The sequence below is a fragment of the Teichococcus vastitatis genome, from assembly GCF_003604215.1.
In the GTDB taxonomy this organism is placed as follows: domain Bacteria; phylum Pseudomonadota; class Alphaproteobacteria; order Acetobacterales; family Acetobacteraceae; genus Pseudoroseomonas; species Pseudoroseomonas vastitatis.
Genome location: NZ_QXGS01000007.1, coordinates 81,397 through 99,129 on the forward strand (window position 1 = coordinate 81,397; position 17,733 = coordinate 99,129).

Annotated in this window: 19 protein-coding genes; 11 read left to right on the forward strand and 8 right to left on the reverse strand. The window is 70.4% G+C overall.

Going from position 1 to position 17,733, the window contains the following annotated elements:
• Positions 1–7: 7 nt before the first annotated feature.
• Positions 8–589 carry an LOG family protein gene (locus D2K64_RS11800; protein WP_120008563.1) on the reverse strand — a complete coding sequence of 194 codons (582 nt, stop codon included), beginning with the start codon at positions 587–589 and terminating at the stop codon, positions 8–10.
• A gap of 224 nt (positions 590–813) precedes the next feature.
• Between D2K64_RS11800 and D2K64_RS11805 the strand changes: the two genes are divergently transcribed.
• The 7 genes from D2K64_RS11805 to D2K64_RS11835 all read left to right on the forward strand — a co-directional run bounded on the left by D2K64_RS11805 (position 814) and on the right by D2K64_RS11835 (position 7,207).
• A complete protein-coding gene (locus tag D2K64_RS11805; RefSeq protein WP_120008564.1) occupies positions 814–1,950 on the forward strand; it encodes a M20 family metallopeptidase in 1,137 nt (378 codons plus the stop codon).
• A 61-nt stretch (positions 1,951–2,011) separates the two neighbouring features.
• Complete coding sequence (locus D2K64_RS11810) at positions 2,012–2,440, forward strand: DUF1810 domain-containing protein (RefSeq protein ID WP_120008565.1); 429 nt, start codon at positions 2,012–2,014, stop codon at positions 2,438–2,440.
• Positions 2,441–2,680: 240 nt separating this feature from the next.
• On the forward strand, positions 2,681–3,718 hold the full coding sequence (locus tag D2K64_RS11815) for an NAD(P)/FAD-dependent oxidoreductase (RefSeq protein WP_120008566.1): 1,038 nt from the start codon (positions 2,681–2,683) through the stop codon (positions 3,716–3,718).
• A gap of 76 nt (positions 3,719–3,794) precedes the next feature.
• Positions 3,795–4,454, forward strand: a complete 660-nt coding sequence (locus D2K64_RS11820) for a glutathione S-transferase (protein WP_120008567.1) — start codon at positions 3,795–3,797, stop codon at positions 4,452–4,454.
• Positions 4,451–5,299 (forward strand): VOC family protein, encoded by an 849-nt coding sequence (locus D2K64_RS11825; RefSeq protein WP_120008568.1) that lies wholly within the window; start codon positions 4,451–4,453, stop codon positions 5,297–5,299. Before D2K64_RS11820 ends, D2K64_RS11825 begins: the two co-directional genes overlap by 4 nt.
• Complete coding sequence (locus D2K64_RS11830) at positions 5,296–6,051, forward strand: FkbM family methyltransferase (protein WP_120008569.1); 756 nt, start codon at positions 5,296–5,298, stop codon at positions 6,049–6,051. Before D2K64_RS11825 ends, D2K64_RS11830 begins: the two co-directional genes overlap by 4 nt.
• A gap of 100 nt (positions 6,052–6,151) precedes the next feature.
• Positions 6,152–7,207, forward strand: coding sequence for a glycosyltransferase family 4 protein (locus D2K64_RS11835; protein WP_120008570.1), 1,056 nt, complete (start codon positions 6,152–6,154; stop codon positions 7,205–7,207).
• Here D2K64_RS11835 and D2K64_RS11840 read toward each other — a convergent pair.
• Entirely contained in the window at positions 7,191–7,835 is a 645-nt protein-coding gene (locus tag D2K64_RS11840; RefSeq protein WP_120008571.1) for a YjbF family lipoprotein, read from the reverse strand. The genes D2K64_RS11835 and D2K64_RS11840 overlap by 17 nt on opposite strands.
• A 134-nt stretch (positions 7,836–7,969) precedes the next feature.
• On the opposite strand from D2K64_RS11840, the gene D2K64_RS11845 reads away from it, so the two are divergent.
• Both D2K64_RS11845 and radC read left to right on the forward strand, forming a co-directional pair.
• The gene (locus tag D2K64_RS11845) at positions 7,970–8,476 is read left to right on the forward strand and encodes a pyridoxamine 5'-phosphate oxidase family protein (RefSeq protein WP_120008572.1); all 507 of its coding nucleotides are present in this window, start codon (positions 7,970–7,972) and stop codon (positions 8,474–8,476) included.
• 83 nt (positions 8,477–8,559) lie between these two features.
• Positions 8,560–9,498, forward strand: coding sequence for a RadC family protein (gene radC / locus D2K64_RS11850; protein WP_238384151.1), 939 nt, complete (start codon positions 8,560–8,562; stop codon positions 9,496–9,498).
• Here the strand turns inward: radC and D2K64_RS11855 are convergent, their stop codons facing one another.
• The 6 genes from D2K64_RS11855 to D2K64_RS11880 form a co-directional block, all read right to left on the reverse strand.
• Positions 9,499–10,752 (reverse strand): cytochrome P450, encoded by a 1,254-nt coding sequence (locus D2K64_RS11855; protein ID WP_120008573.1) that lies wholly within the window; start codon positions 10,750–10,752, stop codon positions 9,499–9,501.
• Between the two features lie 60 nt (positions 10,753–10,812).
• Positions 10,813–11,781, reverse strand: a complete 969-nt coding sequence (gene corA / locus D2K64_RS11860; protein ID WP_120008574.1) for a magnesium/cobalt transporter CorA — start codon at positions 11,779–11,781, stop codon at positions 10,813–10,815.
• Between the two features lie 7 nt (positions 11,782–11,788).
• The gene (locus D2K64_RS11865; protein WP_120008575.1) at positions 11,789–12,682 is read right to left on the reverse strand and encodes a 3-hydroxybutyryl-CoA dehydrogenase; all 894 of its coding nucleotides are present in this window, start codon (positions 12,680–12,682) and stop codon (positions 11,789–11,791) included.
• A gap of 3 nt (positions 12,683–12,685) precedes the next feature.
• Positions 12,686–13,612, reverse strand: coding sequence for an electron transfer flavoprotein subunit alpha/FixB family protein (locus D2K64_RS11870; protein ID WP_120008576.1), 927 nt, complete (start codon positions 13,610–13,612; stop codon positions 12,686–12,688).
• Positions 13,613–13,614: 2 nt separating this feature from the next.
• Positions 13,615–14,361, reverse strand: a complete 747-nt coding sequence (locus tag D2K64_RS11875; protein WP_120008577.1) for an electron transfer flavoprotein subunit beta/FixA family protein — start codon at positions 14,359–14,361, stop codon at positions 13,615–13,617.
• Positions 14,362–14,491: 130 nt separating this feature from the next.
• Positions 14,492–14,692 (reverse strand): twin transmembrane helix small protein, encoded by a 201-nt coding sequence (locus D2K64_RS11880; RefSeq protein WP_120008578.1) that lies wholly within the window; start codon positions 14,690–14,692, stop codon positions 14,492–14,494.
• Positions 14,693–14,783: 91 nt separating this feature from the next.
• Here D2K64_RS11880 and D2K64_RS11885 point away from each other — a divergent pair, with 91 nt between their 5' ends.
• Both D2K64_RS11885 and D2K64_RS11890 read left to right on the forward strand, forming a co-directional pair.
• Complete coding sequence (locus D2K64_RS11885; protein WP_120008642.1) at positions 14,784–17,096, forward strand: mechanosensitive ion channel domain-containing protein; 2,313 nt, start codon at positions 14,784–14,786, stop codon at positions 17,094–17,096.
• A 197-nt stretch (positions 17,097–17,293) separates the two neighbouring features.
• The gene (locus tag D2K64_RS11890) at positions 17,294–17,572 is read left to right on the forward strand and encodes a hypothetical protein (protein WP_120008579.1); all 279 of its coding nucleotides are present in this window, start codon (positions 17,294–17,296) and stop codon (positions 17,570–17,572) included.
• The last annotated feature ends 161 nt before the right edge of the window (positions 17,573–17,733 follow it).

Genomic DNA, 17,733 nt, shown 5'->3' on the forward strand with positions numbered 1-17,733 from the left:
GTGGGGCTCAGCGCTGCGTCTTCTCGGCCCATTTCTCCACCGTGACGGGGGTGAAGCCGGCCAGCGCGTCCAGCGCGTCCTCCGGCGTGGCGGCCAGGGTGGCCAGCGCGCGGTGCTTCTCGTGCAGGAAGCCCTCGGTCACCATGTGGTCGAACACCGCGCCCAGGCGCTTCCAGTATCCGGCGGTGTCGAGGAAGACGAGGCCCTTGTCGTGGATGCCCAGCTGCGTCCAGGTGAAGGCTTCCACCGCCTCCTCCAGCGTGCCGATGCCGCCGGGCAGCACCACGAAGCCGTCCGACAGGTCGGCCATCATGGCCTTGCGCTCATGCATGGTGGACACGACGCGCAGGTCGGTGATGGCGCCGTGCCCGACCTCCCGCCGCATCAGCGTCTCGGGGATGATGCCGATCACCTCGGCGCCTTCCCGCATGGCGGCGTCGGCGACGATGCCCATCAGCCCGACATGGCCGCCACCGTAAACCAAGCCGAGCCCGCGTCCCGCGATGGCGCGGCCCAGCGCCCGCGCCGCATTGGCATAGGCCGGGTTGAGGCCGGGATTGGAGCCGCAGAACACGCAAACACGCTTCATGAGAACAAACCCTATCGAACCCTGGCCCTGTGGAACCCTGGCGAAGTGCCGCAGCGGAGGGGGGTGGGCATCCGGGCCGAGGCGGCCGGCGGCTGGGGCTCGGTGAAGGCCCGCCCCCGCGGCGCCCGAGCGCCGCATTTCCGGCTTACCGCCCGCCACGCGGATGGACAAGCAGGGGCGGGGGCGCGACAAAGCCGGGCCTGACCCGCAACGGAGACCAGGCCATGCCCGCCACCCAGATCGGCACCAGCGAAACCCTGCTCGCGGAACTGCGCGGCTGGGTGGAGCACGAGACGCCCACCACCGACGCCGCCGCCATCGATGCGCTGATGAACACGGTGGCGGCCGAGCTGGAAGCGGTGGGCGCCGTGCTGGAGCGCATCCCGGGGCGGGACGGCTATGGCGGTCACCTGGTGGCGCGCATTCCCGGCCCCCGGGGCGGGCAGGGCCGCCCGGTGCTGGTGGCCGGCCATCTCGACACGGTGTGGAACCATGGCGTGCTGTCCTACCGGGTCGAGGGCGACAAGGCGTTCGGCCCCGGCATCTACGACATGAAGGCCGGCTCCTTCTTCGCCTTTCATGCGGTGCGGGAGATCCTGCGGCAGAAGGTGGCGACGCGAGCCCCCATCACCCTGCTGCTGACCTCCGACGAGGAGGTGGGCAGCCCGACCAGCCGCGAGCTGATCGAGCGCGAGGCATCGGGCGCCTGCGCCGTGCTGATCCCGGAGCCCGCCGGCGGCGCCGACAAGTGCTGCGTCACCGCGCGCAAGGGAACCGGCCGCATGGTGGTGACGGTGAAGGGCCAGAGCGCGCATTCCGGCGGCAATTGGCAGGATGGCCGCAGCGCCGTGGTGACGCTGGCGCGCCTCATCACCACGATCCACGGCATGGTGGACCTCGACGCCGGCACCACCACCAATTGCGCGCCAGTCTGGGGCGGCACGAGGCCCAACGTGATCCCCAACGAGGCCGGCTGCGAGGTGGACATCCGCGTCGCCACGGTGGCGAAGGGCGAGGAGCTGGTGGCCGCCATCCAGGCGCTGGCCGGGCCGCAGCCGGACGGCACCGAGGTTCGCATCACCGGCGGCATGAACCGCCCGCCCATGGTGGAAACGCCGGCCGTGCTGGCGCTCTACGAGCAGGCGCGGGCCATCGCCGGCCGCATCGGCTACGACCTGCCGAAGCAGCATCGCGGCGGCGGCTCGGATGGCAACTTCACCGCCGCCATGGGCATCCCCACGCTGGATGGCCTCGGCGGCGCCGGGGCGGGCGCCCATGCCGAGTTCGAGCACATCCTGTGGCGCGAGCTGGCGCCGCGCTGCGCCACGCTGTGCGAGCTGCTGGAAACGCTGGGCGACTGACGCCGCCATCGGCCCCGCGCCGGCCTTTGCAGGGGCCGGCGGCGAGGCCAGATGAAAGCCCATGACCGACCGTTTCGACCTCCAGCGATTCGTCCAGGCCCAGGACCCGGTGCTGCCGCAGGTGCGGCGCGAGCTGGCGGCGGGCCGCAAGCAGAGCCACTGGATGTGGTTCGTGTTTCCGCAGATCGCCGGGCTCGGCCACAGCCCGATGGCGCAGCGCTATGCCATCGCCTCGCTGGAGGAGGCACGGGCCTATCTGGCCCACAGGTTGCTGGGACCGCGCCTGCTGGACTGCACGGGGCTGGTGAACGGGGTGGAAGGGCGCTCGGCCCACGCCATCTTCGGCAGCCCGGACAACATGAAGTTCCATTCCTCCATGACGCTGTTCCACCGCGCCGAGCCGCGGGAGCCGGCCTTCGCCGAGGCGCTGCGGCGCTTTTTCGGCGGCGCGGAAGATCCCGGCACGGTGGCGCGCCTGCCCGGGGGCTGAGCGCCCGGTTCGCTAGGCCGGCGGCGATGTTCACCGCCCCCGCCAGCACCGCCGCGTTGAACACGAAGGACGCCAGCCCGTGCGCCAGCACCAGGCGGCGCAACGGTGACAGGACAGGGGGGAGGGAGCATGGCATGGCCGGCCGCCGCGCCGGCAGGGCCCGCCACCACTGTGGGCAACCCTTTGCCCGCGGGGCGCAAAGCCTCTATGCCCGCCCTGCCCAGACGTGGAGAAGCCGCCATGCCCGAGACTTCCGCCGTCCATGCCGCCATCAGCGCCGATGTCGCCATCATCGGCGCCGGCCCGACCGGGCTGTTCGCGGTGTTCGAATGCGGCATGCTGCGCATGAAATGCGTGGTGATCGACACGCTGGAAGCGATCGGCGGGCAATGCGCCGCGCTCTACCCCGAGAAGCCGATCTACGACATCCCGGCCTATCCGGCGATCGCCGGCGCCGACCTGGTGGCCAAGCTGGAGGAGCAGGCGGCGCCCTTCGCACCGATCTACCTGCTGGGCCGCCGGGTCGATGCCCTGATGCAGTTGCAGGATGGCGGCTTCGAGCTGCGCACCAGCAAGGATGAGGTGGTGCGCGCGACGGCGGTGATCGTGGCCGCCGGCGCCGGCGCCTTCGGTCCCAACCGCCCGCCGCTGAACGACCTTCCGGCCTACGAGGCGAGCGGTGCCGTGCGCTACATGGTGGCGCGGCGCGAGGAGCTGCGTGGCAAGCGCGTGGTGATCGCCGGCGGCGGCGATTCCGCGGTGGACTGGGCGCTGAGCCTGAAGGACATCGCCAAGCGCGTCACCGTGGTGCATCGCCGGCCGAAATTCCGCGCCGCCCCCGAAAGCGTGGCGCAGATGGAGGCCGCCGCCGAGCGCGGCGAGATCGACCTCGCCATCCCCTACCAGTTGCACGCGCTGCATGGCCGGGATGGCGAGCTGGCGCAGGTCGAGCTGGCGACCATGAAGGGCGAGAAGCGGATGGTGCCGGCCGACCACCTGCTGGCGTTCTTCGGCCTGTCCATGGAGTTGGGGCCGATCGCCAATTGGGGTCTCGGGCTGGAACGCAGCCATGTGGTGGTGAACCCCGCCACCTGCGCCACCTCCATCCCGGGCATCCACGCCATCGGTGACATTGCCACCTACCAGGGCAAGCTGAAGCTGATCCTGCAGGGCTTTTCCGAGGCGGCGATGGCGGCGCATGCCATCCACCCGCAGGTCTTCCCCGGGGAAGCGCTGCATTTCGAGTACAGCACCACCAAGGGCGTGCCGGCCGAGTAGAGGCGGGAGGCGGCTTCCCCGCCGCCGCGCGGCGCCGTAGCTTGGCGGTCCCGGAGCAGCGACAGGGAGCGACACCATGGCGGAAGGCCGTCTCGTCATCGGCACCAAGATGTATTCCTCCTGGTCGCTACGCGGCTGGCTGGCCGTGCAGCTGGCCCGGCTGGAGGTGGAGGAGGTGGTGATCCCGCTGGCCGGCGGCAGCACCCGGGCCATCCAGGACGCCACCCCTGCCGGGCTGGTCCCCTACCTGGAGCATCGCGGCGCGCGCGTCTGGGAAAGCCTCTCCATCCTGGAATACTGCGCTGAGATCGAGCCGCGCCTATGGCCTTCCGACCCGGTGCAGCGCGCCGCGGCACGCTCGATGGCGGCCGAGATGCACGCCGGCTTCCGCGCGCTCCGCACCGCCATGCCGATGAGCATCCTGAACCGCTTTCCCGGCCGCAACCGCACGCCCGAGGTGCTGGCCGATATCGCCCGGATCGAGGCGATCTGGCGCGAGGCGCTGCTGGGATCGGGCGGCCCGTTCCTGTTCGGCAGCCGCTTCGGCGCGGCCGACGCCATGTTCGCCCCCGTGGTGTTCCGCTTCCTGACCTGGGAGCCGGAGCTGCAGGCGATGAGCCGCGACTACGTGGCCGCGATGCGCGCCCACCCGCTGATGCAGCGCTGGCACGACGAGGCCGCCGCCGAGCCGGCCGAATGGCGCCTGGCGAAATACGAGCAGGTTCCCGGGGCATGAGCGGCGCCTCCGGCCTGGACCATATCGGCCTCTGCACCGCCGATGGCCCGGCGCTGTGGGCGGCCTATGAACGGCTGGGCTTCATCCTGACGCCGGCGAACCGGCAATCCGGCCGCCGCAGCCCGGATGCGCCGGTGGAGCCCTTCGGTACCGGTAACCGCTGCGCCATGCTGCGCCAGGGCTACCTGGAATTGCTGGCGATCCTCGACCCGTCGGGCTTCGACAACGGGCTGGGCCGCTTCCTGGACCGCTACACCGGGATGCACATCCTGGCCTTCGGCATGGAGGATGCGGCGGCGGAGCTGGAACGGCTGCGCCGGGCCGGGCTCGACATTCCCGGAATCATGCCGCTGCAGCGGCCAGTGGAGGACGGCAACCCGGCGCTGGCGCGGTTCTCCCGCCTGCCGCTGCCGGATGCGCCGGAAGGCCGGGTGCAGCTGGTGCAGCACCACACGCCGGAGCTGATGTGGCAGGAGCGCTGGCTGGACCACGCCAACCGCGCCGTGGCGCTGGAGGAGGTGATCCTCGCCACGCCGCAGCCCGCCCGCAGCGCCACCGGTTTCTCCCGCTTGACCGGCCACGCCTTCGAGCCCGACCCGGCCGGCGGCTACGTCCTGCCGCTGCCGCAGAGCCGGGTGCGCATCCTGCCGCCGGAGGCGCTGCCGGCGGTGCTGCCGGGCGTCGCCATTCCCGCGCTGCCCTTCCTGGCCGGCTGCACCCTGCGCACCGATGACGGCAATGTCGCCATTCGCCGGATCGCCGGCGCGGCGCTGCGGGACATCCCCGGTGGCCTCATGGTGCCGCCCGAAGCGGCCGGCGGCACGGCGCTGGTGTTTCTCTCTTGAGCCTGGCGCCGAATGCCGCCGCCATCGGGCGCTCGCTGCGCACCTATTACGCGCCGGGCCGGGCGGCGGCGCTGGATGGATTCCTGCGCCGCTTCCTCGGGCAGGGGGAGCTGGGCTTCGACATCGGGGCCCATGTCGGCGACCGCACCGCGGGCTTCCGCCGGCTCGGTGCGCGGGCGGTGGCGGTGGAGCCGCAGCCGCGATTGCAGCGCCTGCTGCGGCGACTGTTTGGCCGCGACCCCGCGGTGGCGCTGGTGCGCGCCCTGGTGGGCGGCGAGCAGGGGGAGGCGCGACTGCACCTGAACAGCGCCAATCCCACCGTGGCCACGGCGTCCGAGGCCTTCATGGCGGCGGCGCAGCATGCGCCGAGCTGGCGGGAACAGCACTGGGACGGCGCCGTGACCCTGCCGGTGACCACGCTGGACAGCCTGGCCGAAGCGCATGGCGCGCCGGATTTCATCAAGATCGACGTGGAAGGCTTCGAGGCGCAGGCGCTGTCCGGCCTGTCCTGCCCGGTGCGCAGCCTCAGCTTCGAGTTCACCACCCTGCAGCGGGCGGTGGCGCTGGACGCGCTGCGCATGATCGCGGCGCTCGGTCCTTACCGCTTCAATGCCTGCCTGGGCGAGGAGATGCGCTTCGTGTTGGACAGGCCGGTGCATGCCGGCGCCATGGCGCGCTGGCTGGAGGCGCTGCCGACCGCGGCCAATTCCGGCGACATCTATGCCAGCCTGGAGCAGGCGCGGCTGCGCTGAGCGGCGCCACGCCGGCGCGGATGCGCCGCCCGGGCTTACCCCGGCGCCCGGCTTCCGCTAGGGGAACGGCGCCCGCTCCCGTTCCAGGTTAACCTGCCGCATGACCTCCACCGCCTTTCTGCAGCATCTGGGCTTCGCCCTGGCCCTGGCGCTGTTGTCCGCGCTCGTGGTGCGGCTGATGATCGCGTTTCCGATCCTCGACCACCCGAACCACCGCAAGGCGCATGTGCGGCCGACGCCGAAGGGCGGCGGCGTCGGCATCGTCTCCGCCTTCATTATCGGCATGGCCGTGCTGTACGACGTGGCGCAGTTCGCCCGCATGGCCGAGGGCGGCTTCGTCGGCGTGATCCTGGCCGCCATCGCGATCGCCATGGTGGCGCTGCTGGATGACATTCGCGACTTCCGCTTCGTGGTGAAGCTGGCGGCGCAGGCGCTGGCCGCCTTGGTGGCGCTGATGAGCGGGCTGGTGGTGCAGCGCCTGGCGCTGCCCTGGATCGGCGTGGTGGAACTGGGCTGGCTCGGGCCGGTGCTGACGCTGTTCTGGATCGTCGCCTGCACCAACGCGGTGAACTTCATGGACGGCATGGATGGCCTGGTCGGCGGCACGATGCTGGTGGTGTGCGGCGGGCTTGCCTACCTCGCCGTGGTGCAGAATGGCTGGTTCATCTACGCCGCCGCGCTGATCCTGGGTGGCGGGATCGCCGGCTTCCTGCCGTTCAACCTGCATCCGGCGCGGATCTTCATGGGCGATGTGGGCAGCCAGTTTCTGGGCTTCGTGCTGGCGGTGCTGGGCGTTGCGGCGGCCCAGCTGGACGCCACGCAGCTCTCCTTCCTGCTGGTGCCGCTGCTGATCTTCGCTCTGTTGTTCGACACCGGCTTCACCCTGATCCGCCGCGCCTGCAGGGGCGAGCGGATCAGCACGCCGCATCGGACCCACCTGTACCAGATGGCGCAGCGCAGCGGCCTCGGGGTTCGCACCATCACCGCGGTGCATGGCGGCTTCGTGCTGTTCCACCTCGGGCTGGCGCTGCTGTTCCTGCGCCTCGGCCCGGGCCTCAAGCCGCTGGTGGTGGTGCCGCCGCTGCTGGTTCAGCTGCTGTGGCTCGGTTTCATCGCTTGGCGGGTGCGCCGCGCCGGACTCAGCTGGGCGGCGTGATCACGTCCAGCCGCATGGCACCGATCTCCCCCACCCATTGTTCCGAGCGGAAAATGCCGCCGGTGGCAGGATCGGCCCAGTAGCGGTTGGTGAAGCTGTTGCCGCCGCCGCGGCAGGTTTCGCGCACCAGCACCACCGGCCCCTGCTGCGTCGCACCCAGCCGGCAGCTCAGCGCCACGCCGAAGCGCATGCGGTCCGGCGAGCGGTCGTTTCGCATGAAATCCACCTGCCGCCGCAGCGAGGCGGACTGCACCAGCAGCGCCAGCGGCTCGTCCAGCGGGTCGGAGCCGTCCAGCCGGGTGCCGGCGATCCATTCGCGCAGCCCGGCCGTGGCGGTGACGCGGGCGCCGTCGGTGGCCACCACCACTCCGCCGCCGCTGCGCCACAGTCGCCGCTCCCCATTCTGCGACACCAGCAGCGCCGTGGCGCTGCCCTGCGCCCAGGTCAGCCGCAGGGCGGGCGTGCCATCGGCCGGCGCCCGGGCCGCCAGGGAGCCGGGGGGATCCGGCTCGGCCTCCGGCGGGGTCGGCTCCCACAGCGCCGACAGGTCGGGCACCCAGGACTCGGGCAGCAAGGGTCCGCAGCCGGACAGCAGCAGCGAGACGGGGATGAACAGAAATCGGCGCATGCCGCCTTTTAGCGCATCACGGAACCGTGAGCATCCTCTTTGAAATGCTGCGGTGACGTCACGGGCTGCTGGACGGGGCAACCGGTCGCCGCCCTGCTTGGTTCTCTGCGCGACACGGCAGTGGAGACCCAGCCATGCAGACCACCCGCAACGACGACGAGATGCGGATCAAGGTGCGCGACATGATCGCCGAGATCGGCACCGCCATCTTCACCACCATCGATGGCGAGGGCCATCTGCGCGGCCGCCCGATGCGCACCCAGAAGCCCGACCCGGACGGCAAGACGCTGTGGTTCTTCACCCGCGCCGACAGCCCCAAGGTGGCCGAGATCCAGAACGACCCGCGCGTGTTGCTGGGTTATTCCGACACGCGGAACCAGGATTACGTCTCGATCTCCGGCAAGGCACGGCTGGTGACCGACACGGCCCGCAAGCAGGCGCTGTGGACCGAGGGGCTGCGCACTTGGTTGCCGGAAGGCGCCGAAAGCCCGGAGGTTGCACTGATCGCCGTGACCATCGACGGCGCGGAATACTGGGACGGCATCTCGTCCTCCCTGCGCTTCGCCTATGGCTATGCGCAATCGCTGGTCACCGGACGGCCGGACACCAGCGGCGAGAATGCCAAGGTGAATTTCACCTGATAGGCGATCAGGAAATTCTTGAATCGCCACCAAGTTGACGTGATAGTCCGGCTGTCGTTGCAGAAGCGGCGTGCAGGACGGGCGTGAACACCGTGGCCGGATGGCTTTCCAGAACTTTCTCGAAGCGGGATGCGGCGCCCGACGGCGCCCTCCCGCCCCAGCCCGAGGCGGTGTCGCACCGCCCCCGCGGCTTTGCCGAAGCACCCTTGAAGGGCGAGCTTGCCCTGTTGCGCGGAGGGGCGGGCGAGGCGGACGACATGTTCCCGCTGCGACCGGAGCGGCTGCCATTCCAAGCATCCGTCCCGGGCGATGGGCCGCCGGCGGATGCGGCGGCGGCACAGCCCTTCGCCAGCACCGGGCCGCAGGGCCACCGGGCCCGCATGCGCGAGAAGCTGCTGGAGCGCGGCCCCGATTCGCTCGCCGACTACGAATTGCTGGAGATGCTGCTGTTCTTCGCCTTCAAGCAGGGGGACACCAAGCCTCTCGCCAAGGCGCTGATCAACCAGTTCGGCTCCTTCGGCGCGGTGCTGGCCGCGCCGCAGAAGACGCTGATGGAATCCCGCGGCCTCGGCCCGCACAGCGTCGCGGCGCTGAAGCTGGTGCAGGCCGCCGCGCTCCGGTTGGCCAAGGCCGAAGTGATGGAAGCGCCGGTGCTGAACAACTGGGACCGGCTGATCACCTATCTGAACGCCGCCATTTCGCGCGAGAAGATCGAGCAGTTCCGCATCCTGTTCCTGGACAGCAAGAACCGGCTGATCGCCGACGAGGCGCAGGCCAAGGGCACGGTCAACCACACCCCGGTTTATCCCCGCGAAGTGATGAAGCGTGCGCTGGAGCTGCACGCCACCGCGCTGATCCTGGTGCACAACCACCCGAGCGGCGACCCGACGCCGAGCCGGGCCGACATCGAGATGACGGCGGAGATCAAGCAGGCCGGGCAGTTCTTCGCCGTGGTGGTGCACGACCACCTGATCGTCGGCAATGGCCGTTATCTCAGCTTCCGGCGCGAGGGGTTGCTGTGATCAGTTTGGCCGCACCGCGCCGATCACGAAGCGGCTGGCCGGCGCCGCCGGCATCTGCGACAGGCTGATCGACAGATCCTGCGGCGGCACGGTGTAGCGCATGCGGCACAATTGCCGCACCGCCTCCTTCATCAGCGCGATCGTGATCCATTCGCCGGGGCAGCGATGCGTGGCGGCGACGTCCCCGGCGCCCTGCGGCACCAGCGTGTAGGGATTGCCCTGCCAGCCGCGGAAGCGTTCGGGGCGGAAGCGGTCCGGCTCCGGCCACAGGCGGGGATCGTGGTTGGTGCCGTGCAGGTCCAGCAGCACCCAGTCCCCCGGCGCGAAATCGTGCCCGCCCCAGCGCAGCGCCTGCCGGGCCCGACCGCCGATCATCGGAAAGAACGGGTACAGGCGCCGCACTTCCTGCACGAAGGGTTCCAGGTCGGCCTCGTCACCCTGCGCGAAGCGTTCCCGCCATTCCGGGTGCCGATGCAGCGCCAGGGCGGCGAAGGTGATGTAGCGGCCGACCGCGACGATCGGGCGCAGGATGTTCAGCAGTTCCACCGCCGCGATCCCGGCGGGCAGGGTGGCGCCATCGGTGTCGCGATGGGTGGCGATGGTCAGGGCGGCGGAACCGGGCGGCGCCTCCAGCTCGGCGGCCCGCAGGCGTTCTACCAGGTGACGCACCCGCCGCTCGGCCCGGCGGCGCAGCCGCAGCGCCACGAGGTAGGACGGACCCAGGCTGCCGGCATTCTCCACCATGGCGGCCAGTTCGGCAGACAGGGCGGGGATGTCGGCGTCCGGCACCGGCAGGCCGGCCCAGTCGCAGGCAGTGCGCGTCAGGATCTCGGCCAGGGCGTCCAGCAGCACCACCTCGCCGCCGCCCTCCCAGCGCCGCACCGCGTCGCGCCAATGTCCGGCCAAAAGGGTGCCGATGCGCGGAATCGCGTCCGGCGTCATCAGCGAGAGGAACATCGCCTTGCGGTGCCGGTGCGCCGCGCCATCCAGGGTCTGCACGCTGCCCACATCCTGCAGCAGCAGCAGCACGGAGCGCGGCATGGCGCCGCGGCGGGTGAAACGCTCGCCCTCATAAACGAACCGGGCGGCCTCCGCGCCGCGCAGGCAGACCACGGGGGTCAGCATGATGCGGGTCAGGAACAGGTCGCTGTTGAACCGGTCGCACCGGCGGGAGATGTAGGTGTAGCCTTCCTGCAACAGGGCCAGTGAATGGTCGAGCCCGGGCTCCTCCGGAATGGCATGGGCGGTCGGCATGGGCGGCGATCCCCTTTGCCGCTGTGCAACACGGTGCAGCGCACCGGGTTGCGACCGTTGCTACAGCCAGCGCGCCTTCCGGAACCGCCAGTACAGCAGGCCGCACAGCGTGGCGATGACGCCGAGCACTACGAAGTAGCCGTATTGTGAGCGCAGCTCCGGCATGTTCTCGAAATTCATGCCGTAGATGCCGGCGATGGCGGTGGGCACCGCCAGGATGGCGGCCCAGGCGGCCAGCTGCCGGGTGATGGCGCCCTGGCGCTGCTGTTCCAGCAGGCTGCTGATCTCGAACACCGAGGTCAGGATCTCGCGCAGGCCGCCCACCCGGGTCTGCACCCGCCGCACATGGTCCAGCACGTCCGAGAAATAGGGCCGCGCGTCATGGTCGATGCAGGGCATGTCGAGCCGGACCAGCTTGCTGCACAGTTCCGCCATCGGTTCCAGGATGCGGCCGAACCGGATCATCTGCCGGCGCAGGTGGAAGATGCGGGTCACCGCTTCCGTCTGCAGCATGGAGTCGAGGGCGCAGCGCTCCATTTCCAGCACCTCCTCCTCGATGGTTTCCATGATCGGGATGTAGCCATCCACCACGAAGTCCAGCACGCCGTGCAGCACGTAGTCGACGCCCTGGGCCAGCAGCTTCGGCGCTGCTTCCAGCTGCGCGCGCAGGGTGGCGTGGTGGCGGGCGGAGCCGTGGCGGACAGTGATGATGTGGTTGCGGCCGACGAAAATGGCGGTTTCGCCGTACTCGACCTGATCGTTCTCCAGATGCGCGGTGCGCGCGACCACGAAGAGCTGGTCGCCATACACGTCCACCTTGGGCAGCTGATGCGCCTTCAGCGCATCCTCCACGGCCAGCGGGTGCAGGCCGTAGGTGTCCTGCAGGGTGCGGAGCTCGGCTTCCGTGGGCTCCAGCAACCCGATCCAGACGAATTCCGAACGGTCGCCGGAGCAGGGGGATGGCTGGTCGAGCTTCACCGTCCCGGCCCGATGGCCGTCGCGGTAGAGAAAGGCGGCCACGACGGTCATGCGGCAGTCAACGCGTCGGCGCCGGCGGCTCCTGGCTGTAGTCGTAAAAGCCGCGGCCGGTTTTCCGGCCCAGCCATCCCGCTTCCACATACTTCACCAGCAGGGGCGAGGGACGGTACTTGCTGTCGCCCATTCCCTCATGCAGCACGCGCATGATGGCCAGGCAGGTGTCGAGCCCGATGAAGTCGGCCAGCTCCAGCGGCCCCATCGGGTGGTTGGCGCCGAGCTTCATCGCCGCGTCGATGGAGCGGATGTCGCCCACGCCTTCCTGCAGCGTCTGCACCGCCTCGTTGATCATGGGCACCAGGATGCGGTTGACGATGAAGGCCGGGTAATCCTGCGCCACCGCCGTGATCTTGCCCAGCTTCCAGGCCAGCGAGGCGACCGCCTCGAAGGTTTCCTCGGAGGTGGCGATGCCGCGGATCACCTCCACCAGCTTCATCACCGGCACCGGGTTCATGAAGTGCATGCCGATGAACCGGTCCGGTCGGTCGGTGGCGGCGGCGAGGCGGGTGATGGGGATGGAGGAGGTGTTGGAGGCGAGGATCGCCTCCTTCTTCAGCACGGAGCAGACATCGCGGAAAATGGAGAGCTTGACCTCCTCCCGCTCCGTCGCCGCCTCGATGACGATGTCGCAATCGGCGAGCCGCTGCATGCCGGTGCCGGTCTCGATACGCGCCAGCGCAGCGTCCTTCTCGGCCGCCGTGAGGCCGCCCTTGGCCACCTGCCGGTCCATGTTCTTCGCCACGGTGGCGCGCGCCTTGTCCAGCGCGGCGGCGTTCACATCCACCAGCACCACCGGCAGGCCGGCGGCGGCGGCCACATGGGCGATGCCATTGCCCATCTGCCCGGCGCCGATCACGCCGACCCGGCCGATCCCCCTGGAGCCGCTCTCCGCCATGGCTCAGCCCAGTTCCTGTTCCAGCTCGGGCATGATCTTGAACAGGTCGCCCACCAGCCCGTAATCGGCCACCTGGAAGATCGGCGCGTCCTCGTCCTTGTTGATGGCGACGATCACCTTGCTGTCCTTCATGCCGGCGAGGTGCTGGATCGCCCCCGAAATGCCGACCGCAATGTACAGCTCGGGCGCCACGATCTTGCCGGTCTGGCCGACCTGGTGGTCGTTCGGGGCGTAACCCGCATCCACCGCGGCGCGCGAGGCGCCGACGGCGGCGCCCAGCTTGTCCGCCACCTTGTCCAGGATGGCGAAGTTCTCGGCCGAGCCGAGCGCCCGGCCGCCGGAGATGACCACGCGGGCCGCGGTCAGCTCCGGCCGCTCGCTTTGCGCGATCTCGGCGCCGACAAAGGACGATACGCCGGGATCCTCGGCCGCCGCCGCGTCCTCCACGGAGGCGGAGCCGCCCTCGGCCGGAACAGGATCGAAGGAGGCGGCACGCACCGTCAGGACCTTCTTCTCATCGGCCGTTTTCACGGTGGCCAGCGCGTTGCCGGCATAGATGAAGCGGCGGAAGGTGTCGGGGCCCTCGACCCCGGCGACGTCGGTGATCACCTGCACGTCGAGCAGCGCGGCGGCGCGCGGCATGATGTTCTTGCCCATGGCGCTGCCAGGGGCCAGCAGGTGGGTGTAGCCGGGCGCCAGGGACACCAGCAGCGCCGCCGCCGGCTCGGCCAGACCGTGCTCATAGGCCGGGCCGGTAGCCTGGATCACCTTGGAAACGCCGGGCAGCTTCGCCGCCGCCTGGGCCGCCTCGGCACCGCCGAGCACCAGCACATGCACGTCGCCGTCGATCTGCGACGCCGCCGCCACCGTGGAGCGGGTTGGCTGCGACACAATGCCGCCGCTGCGGTCGGCCAGAACAAGAACGGCCATGTTCAGATCACCTTCGCTTCGGTCTTCAGCTTCGCCACCAGCTCGGCAGCCGAGGCCACCTTGACGCCGGCCTGCCGCTTCGGCGGCTCTTCCACCTTCAGAATGGTCAGGCGCGGCGCGACGTCGACGCCCAGATCGGCCGGCTTCAGCGTCTCGATCGGCTTCTTGCGCGCCTTCATGATGTTGGGCAGCGACGCGTAGCGCGGCTCGTTCAGCCGCAGATCGGCGGTGACGATGGCCGGCAGCGTCAGGCTGACCGTTTCCAGGCCGCCATCGACCTCGCGCGTCACCTTGGCGCTGCCATCCGCCAGCTCCACCTTGCTGGCATAGGTGCCCTGCGCCCAGCCAAGCAACGCGGCCAGCATCTGGCCAGTGGCGTTCATGTCGTCGTCGATGGCCTGCTTGCCCATCATCACCAGCTGCGGGCTTTCGCGCTCGACGATGGCCTTCAGCAGCTTGGCCACGCCCAGCGGTTCGGTGTTCTCGGCCTCGATCAGGATGCCGCGATCGGCGCCCATGGCCAGGGCGGTGCGGATCTGCTCCTGGGCCTGGGCCGGGCCGATCGAGACGGCGATGATCTCGGTCGCCGCCCCCTTTTCCTTCAGCCGGACCGCTTCCTCGACGGCGATCTCATCGAAGGGGTTCATCGACATCTTCACGTTCGCCGTCTCGACGCCCGTGCCATCCGCCTTCACGCGGACCTTCACGTTGTAATCCACCACCCGCTTGACGGGGACAAGGAGCTTCATCGCCAGGCCGTGTCCTTGAAGAGTTTCCCGGGGCACGTGCGGGGCCCGCGGCGCGCGGTTCCGCGCTTATGGAGGGGGAGCCTAGGCGGCCCGGCAGGGCGAGGCAAGGTGAGGGGGGACGCTTCCCCGCTCAGCCGCGCATCGCCAGCATCAGCGCCGCGAACAAGGCGATCGCCACGCCCTGCAGCCCGACGCGCCAGCGCATCAGGTTGTTGGACCGGGCGCCGCCGCCGCCCTCCTCACCCCGCGCGAGGCCGAGCATGCCGGCAAACATGACGCCCAGCGTGGCCAGCATGGCGAGGCCGAGCAGAATGGAAAGAAAGGTCACCATGGCAGCTGAGATGGCATCGTTTCGCCGCCGTGCAAGCCGGCATATGGCTGCAGGCTTGACCGCGCCGGCAGCTTCGGCTTGGCACACGGCCATGCGCCTGTTGATGACCCTGTTGCTGTGTCTCGGCCTGGCTTCCGCCGCCGCGGCGCAGGCTCCCGCACCCGCGCCGGCCGCGGCCTCCGGTGAGGCGCGGCGGCTGCTCGAGATCCTGCGCGACGAGGCCCGCCGGGCCGAGCTGATGCGCAACCTGGAGGCGCTGGCGGCGGCGGCGGCGGGACCGCCTGCTGCCGCCGCTCCGCCCGCTGCCCCGCCTGCCACTCCGCAGCCGCCGGTGCCCCAGCCTGCGCCGGCCGCCACGCCGGAGGCCCCGCTGCTGGCGCCCAACACGCTGGGCGGGCAGCTGCTGACCGGTGCCTCGCGCTACCTGTCCTGGCTCAGCGGACAGGTGGTGCTGACGGTGCGCGCCATCACCGACCTGCCGGGCCTGCTGGACTGGCTATCGGCCCAGGCTCGCGACCCCGTGACGCATGTGCGGGTGGCGGATGCATCCTGGAAGCTGGCGCTGAGCATCGGGCTCGGCATGCTGGCCGAATGGATGGCGGTCCGGGCGCTGGGCCGCCCGCGGCAGACGCTGGACCGGCTGGCGCCGGAACGGGTGCAGGGCTGGGCCCGGCTGCGCCGCGTGCCGCTGCTGTTCGGCCGCCTGTTGCTGGATCTGCTGCCGATCGCCGCCTTCGGCCTCGTGGCCTACGGGCTGATCCCGCTGCTGCGGCCACTGCCCACCACCGAGCTGATCCTGCTCACCGGCGCGCAGGCCTATCTCGGCGTGCGGGTGGTGATGGCGCTGGGCCGGATGCTGCTTTCCCCCGCTTCGGCCCGGCTGCGGCTGATGCCCTGCGGCGATGCCATGGCAGCCTATGTGATGCTGTGGCTGCACCGCATCTCCGTGGTGCTGATCAGCGGCAACGCGGTGGCCGAAGCGGGGCTGCTGTTCGGCTTGCCCTGGGGCGTGTACGACGCGATCCGGCGGCTGGTTCTGCTGCTGATCTCCGTCTTCCTCGGCGTCATCGTGCTGCAGAACCGGGTGCGGGTGGCGCGATGGCTGCATGCTCCAGCGCTGCGCCCCGGCGACCAGCCGAACCGGGCCCGCCTCGCCGCGCGCCGCTTCCGCGACAGGCTGGCCGAGATCTGGCACATCCTGGCGATCCTGTACCTGCTGGCGCTGTGGGTGGTGTGGGCCTTGCAGATCCAGGACGGCTTCACCCGCCTGCTGCGCGCCAGCGCGCTCACCCTGGTGGTGCTGGCGGTGGCGCGGCTGCTGGATCTCGGGCTGCGCCGGCTGCTCGGGCGGCTGTTCAGCGCCACCAGCGGGCTGGCCGGGCGCCATCCCGGACTGGAAAGCCGGGCCAATCGCTACGTGCCGCTGTTGAAGGGTTCGGTTTCCGCCCTGCTGACGGTGCTGACCCTGATGACGCTGCTGGAGGTCTGGGGCGTGGCCGCCTTCGCCTGGTTCGCCCCCGGCGCGCTGGGCAGCCGGCTGCTCGGCTCCGGCCTGTCCTTCGGCATGACCGTGGCGCTGGCGCTTCTGGTCTGGGAAGTCGCCAACGCCGCCCTGCAGCGCCACATCGAGCGCCTGTCGCGCGATGCCGAGGCGGCGCGCAGCGCCCGCGTCCGCACCCTGGTGCCGATGCTGCGCACCACCCTGATGGTGGTGATCCTGTTGTTTGTCGGCTTCACCCTGCTCAGCGAGATCGGCGTCAACGTGGCGCCGCTGCTGGCCGGTGCCGGCGTGATCGGCCTGGCACTGGGCTTCGGCTCGCAGAAGCTGGTGCAGGACGTGATCACCGGCGTGTTTCTCCTGTTCGAGGACGCCATGACGGTGGGCGACGTGGTGAACCTCGGTGGCAAGGCGGGGGTGGTGGAGCACCTGTCGATCCGCTCCATCAAGCTGCGCGACCTGGATGGCAGCCTGCACATCATCCCGTTCTCCACGGTCAACAGCGTCACCAACATGACGCGCGACTTCTCCTTCGCCGTGCTGGACGTGCAGGTCGCCTACCGGGAAGACATCGACCGGGTGGTCGAGGCCCTGACCGGCGTGTGTTCCGAGATGCGGTCCGAGGCGAGGTGGGGCCTGGCGATCCGCGACGAGATGGAGGTGCTGGGCGTCGACAAGCTGATGCCCGACGGCCCGGTCATCAAGGTCCGCATCAAGACCGAGCCGATCAAGCGTTGGGAGGTGATGCGCGAGGCCAACCGCCGCATCAAGCGCCGCTTCGACGAGCTGGGCATCGAGATCCCGGCGCACCGCCAGCGCTTGATGTTCGAGGATTCCGCCCACCCCCTGCGCCACGCCACACCGGCGCCGCCCGGCCCGGAGGGCGCGCGGCCGGCGCAGGGCTGAGCGTCAACCCGGTGGCATAAAGAGGCCGCCGGGGCGCTTGTGTCCGCCGTGCGGCGCGCTTATCGTCGAAAGCATGGATCGAATCCGGGCCATCCGCATCGTGATTAGCGGCCCGGCCGCCTGAGCGCCCTGCGGGGGGCAGCGGCCGGGAGGAACCCCGCGCGTCCGCTCACTGCCGCTCCGGAAGCTCATCCACCATGTCCAACTCCCCATCCGCTCTGACCTCCGCCCGCTTCACCGTGCTGGCCGAGGCTTATCCCGGCCTGTTGTCCCGCGTGCTGGAGCCCTTCGCCAAGCGCGACCTGGTGCCCGACCGGGTGCGCAGCCAGCGCGAGGGCGATTACCTGCGCACCGAGATCGCGCTGGATGCCATGCCGCTGGACATGCTGCATCTTGTGGCCGGCAATCTCGGCCAGATCATCGGCGTGCTGAGGGTGGAGGCCATGGAAGGCCGCCATATCCGGCTGGTGGCCTGACGCCGCTTCGCGGCGCACTTTCCTCGGGCGGAAGCTCCGACCCTGGCCCGGCCGCAGGGCCCGATGCCCGGACAGAACCGGCCGCGACGCCGTGATCCTGGCGGAGCAAAGGGCGCCGCGGCAGCCGCACCGCCGCTTGGCGACGGACGCCGGATCCGGTC

Excerpts from the sequence above, each read along its gene's own strand:
- D2K64_RS11800 (WP_120008563.1), bottom strand. The coding sequence starts at position 589 with ATGAAGCGTGTTTGCGTGTTCTGCGGCTCCAATCCCGGCCTCAACCCG.
- D2K64_RS11805 (WP_120008564.1), top strand. The coding sequence starts at position 814 with ATGCCCGCCACCCAGATCGGCACCAGCGAAACCCTGCTCGCGGAACTG.
- D2K64_RS11810 (WP_120008565.1), top strand. The coding sequence starts at position 2,012 with ATGACCGACCGTTTCGACCTCCAGCGATTCGTCCAGGCCCAGGACCCG.
- D2K64_RS11815 (WP_120008566.1), top strand. The coding sequence starts at position 2,681 with ATGCCCGAGACTTCCGCCGTCCATGCCGCCATCAGCGCCGATGTCGCC.
- D2K64_RS11820 (WP_120008567.1), top strand. The coding sequence starts at position 3,795 with ATGGCGGAAGGCCGTCTCGTCATCGGCACCAAGATGTATTCCTCCTGG.
- D2K64_RS11825 (WP_120008568.1), top strand. The coding sequence starts at position 4,451 with ATGAGCGGCGCCTCCGGCCTGGACCATATCGGCCTCTGCACCGCCGAT.
- D2K64_RS11835 (WP_120008570.1), top strand. The coding sequence starts at position 6,152 with ATGACCTCCACCGCCTTTCTGCAGCATCTGGGCTTCGCCCTGGCCCTG.
- D2K64_RS11840 (WP_120008571.1), bottom strand. The coding sequence starts at position 7,835 with ATGCGCCGATTTCTGTTCATCCCCGTCTCGCTGCTGCTGTCCGGCTGC.
- D2K64_RS11845 (WP_120008572.1), top strand. The coding sequence starts at position 7,970 with ATGCAGACCACCCGCAACGACGACGAGATGCGGATCAAGGTGCGCGAC.
- D2K64_RS11855 (WP_120008573.1), bottom strand. The coding sequence starts at position 10,752 with ATGCCGACCGCCCATGCCATTCCGGAGGAGCCCGGGCTCGACCATTCA.
- corA (WP_120008574.1), bottom strand. The coding sequence starts at position 11,781 with ATGACCGTCGTGGCCGCCTTTCTCTACCGCGACGGCCATCGGGCCGGG.
- D2K64_RS11865 (WP_120008575.1), bottom strand. The coding sequence starts at position 12,682 with ATGGCGGAGAGCGGCTCCAGGGGGATCGGCCGGGTCGGCGTGATCGGC.
- D2K64_RS11870 (WP_120008576.1), bottom strand. The coding sequence starts at position 13,612 with ATGGCCGTTCTTGTTCTGGCCGACCGCAGCGGCGGCATTGTGTCGCAG.
- D2K64_RS11875 (WP_120008577.1), bottom strand. The coding sequence starts at position 14,361 with ATGAAGCTCCTTGTCCCCGTCAAGCGGGTGGTGGATTACAACGTGAAG.
- D2K64_RS11880 (WP_120008578.1), bottom strand. The coding sequence starts at position 14,692 with ATGGTGACCTTTCTTTCCATTCTGCTCGGCCTCGCCATGCTGGCCACG.
- D2K64_RS11885 (WP_120008642.1), top strand. The coding sequence starts at position 14,784 with ATGCGCCTGTTGATGACCCTGTTGCTGTGTCTCGGCCTGGCTTCCGCC.
- D2K64_RS11890 (WP_120008579.1), top strand. The coding sequence starts at position 17,294 with ATGTCCAACTCCCCATCCGCTCTGACCTCCGCCCGCTTCACCGTGCTG.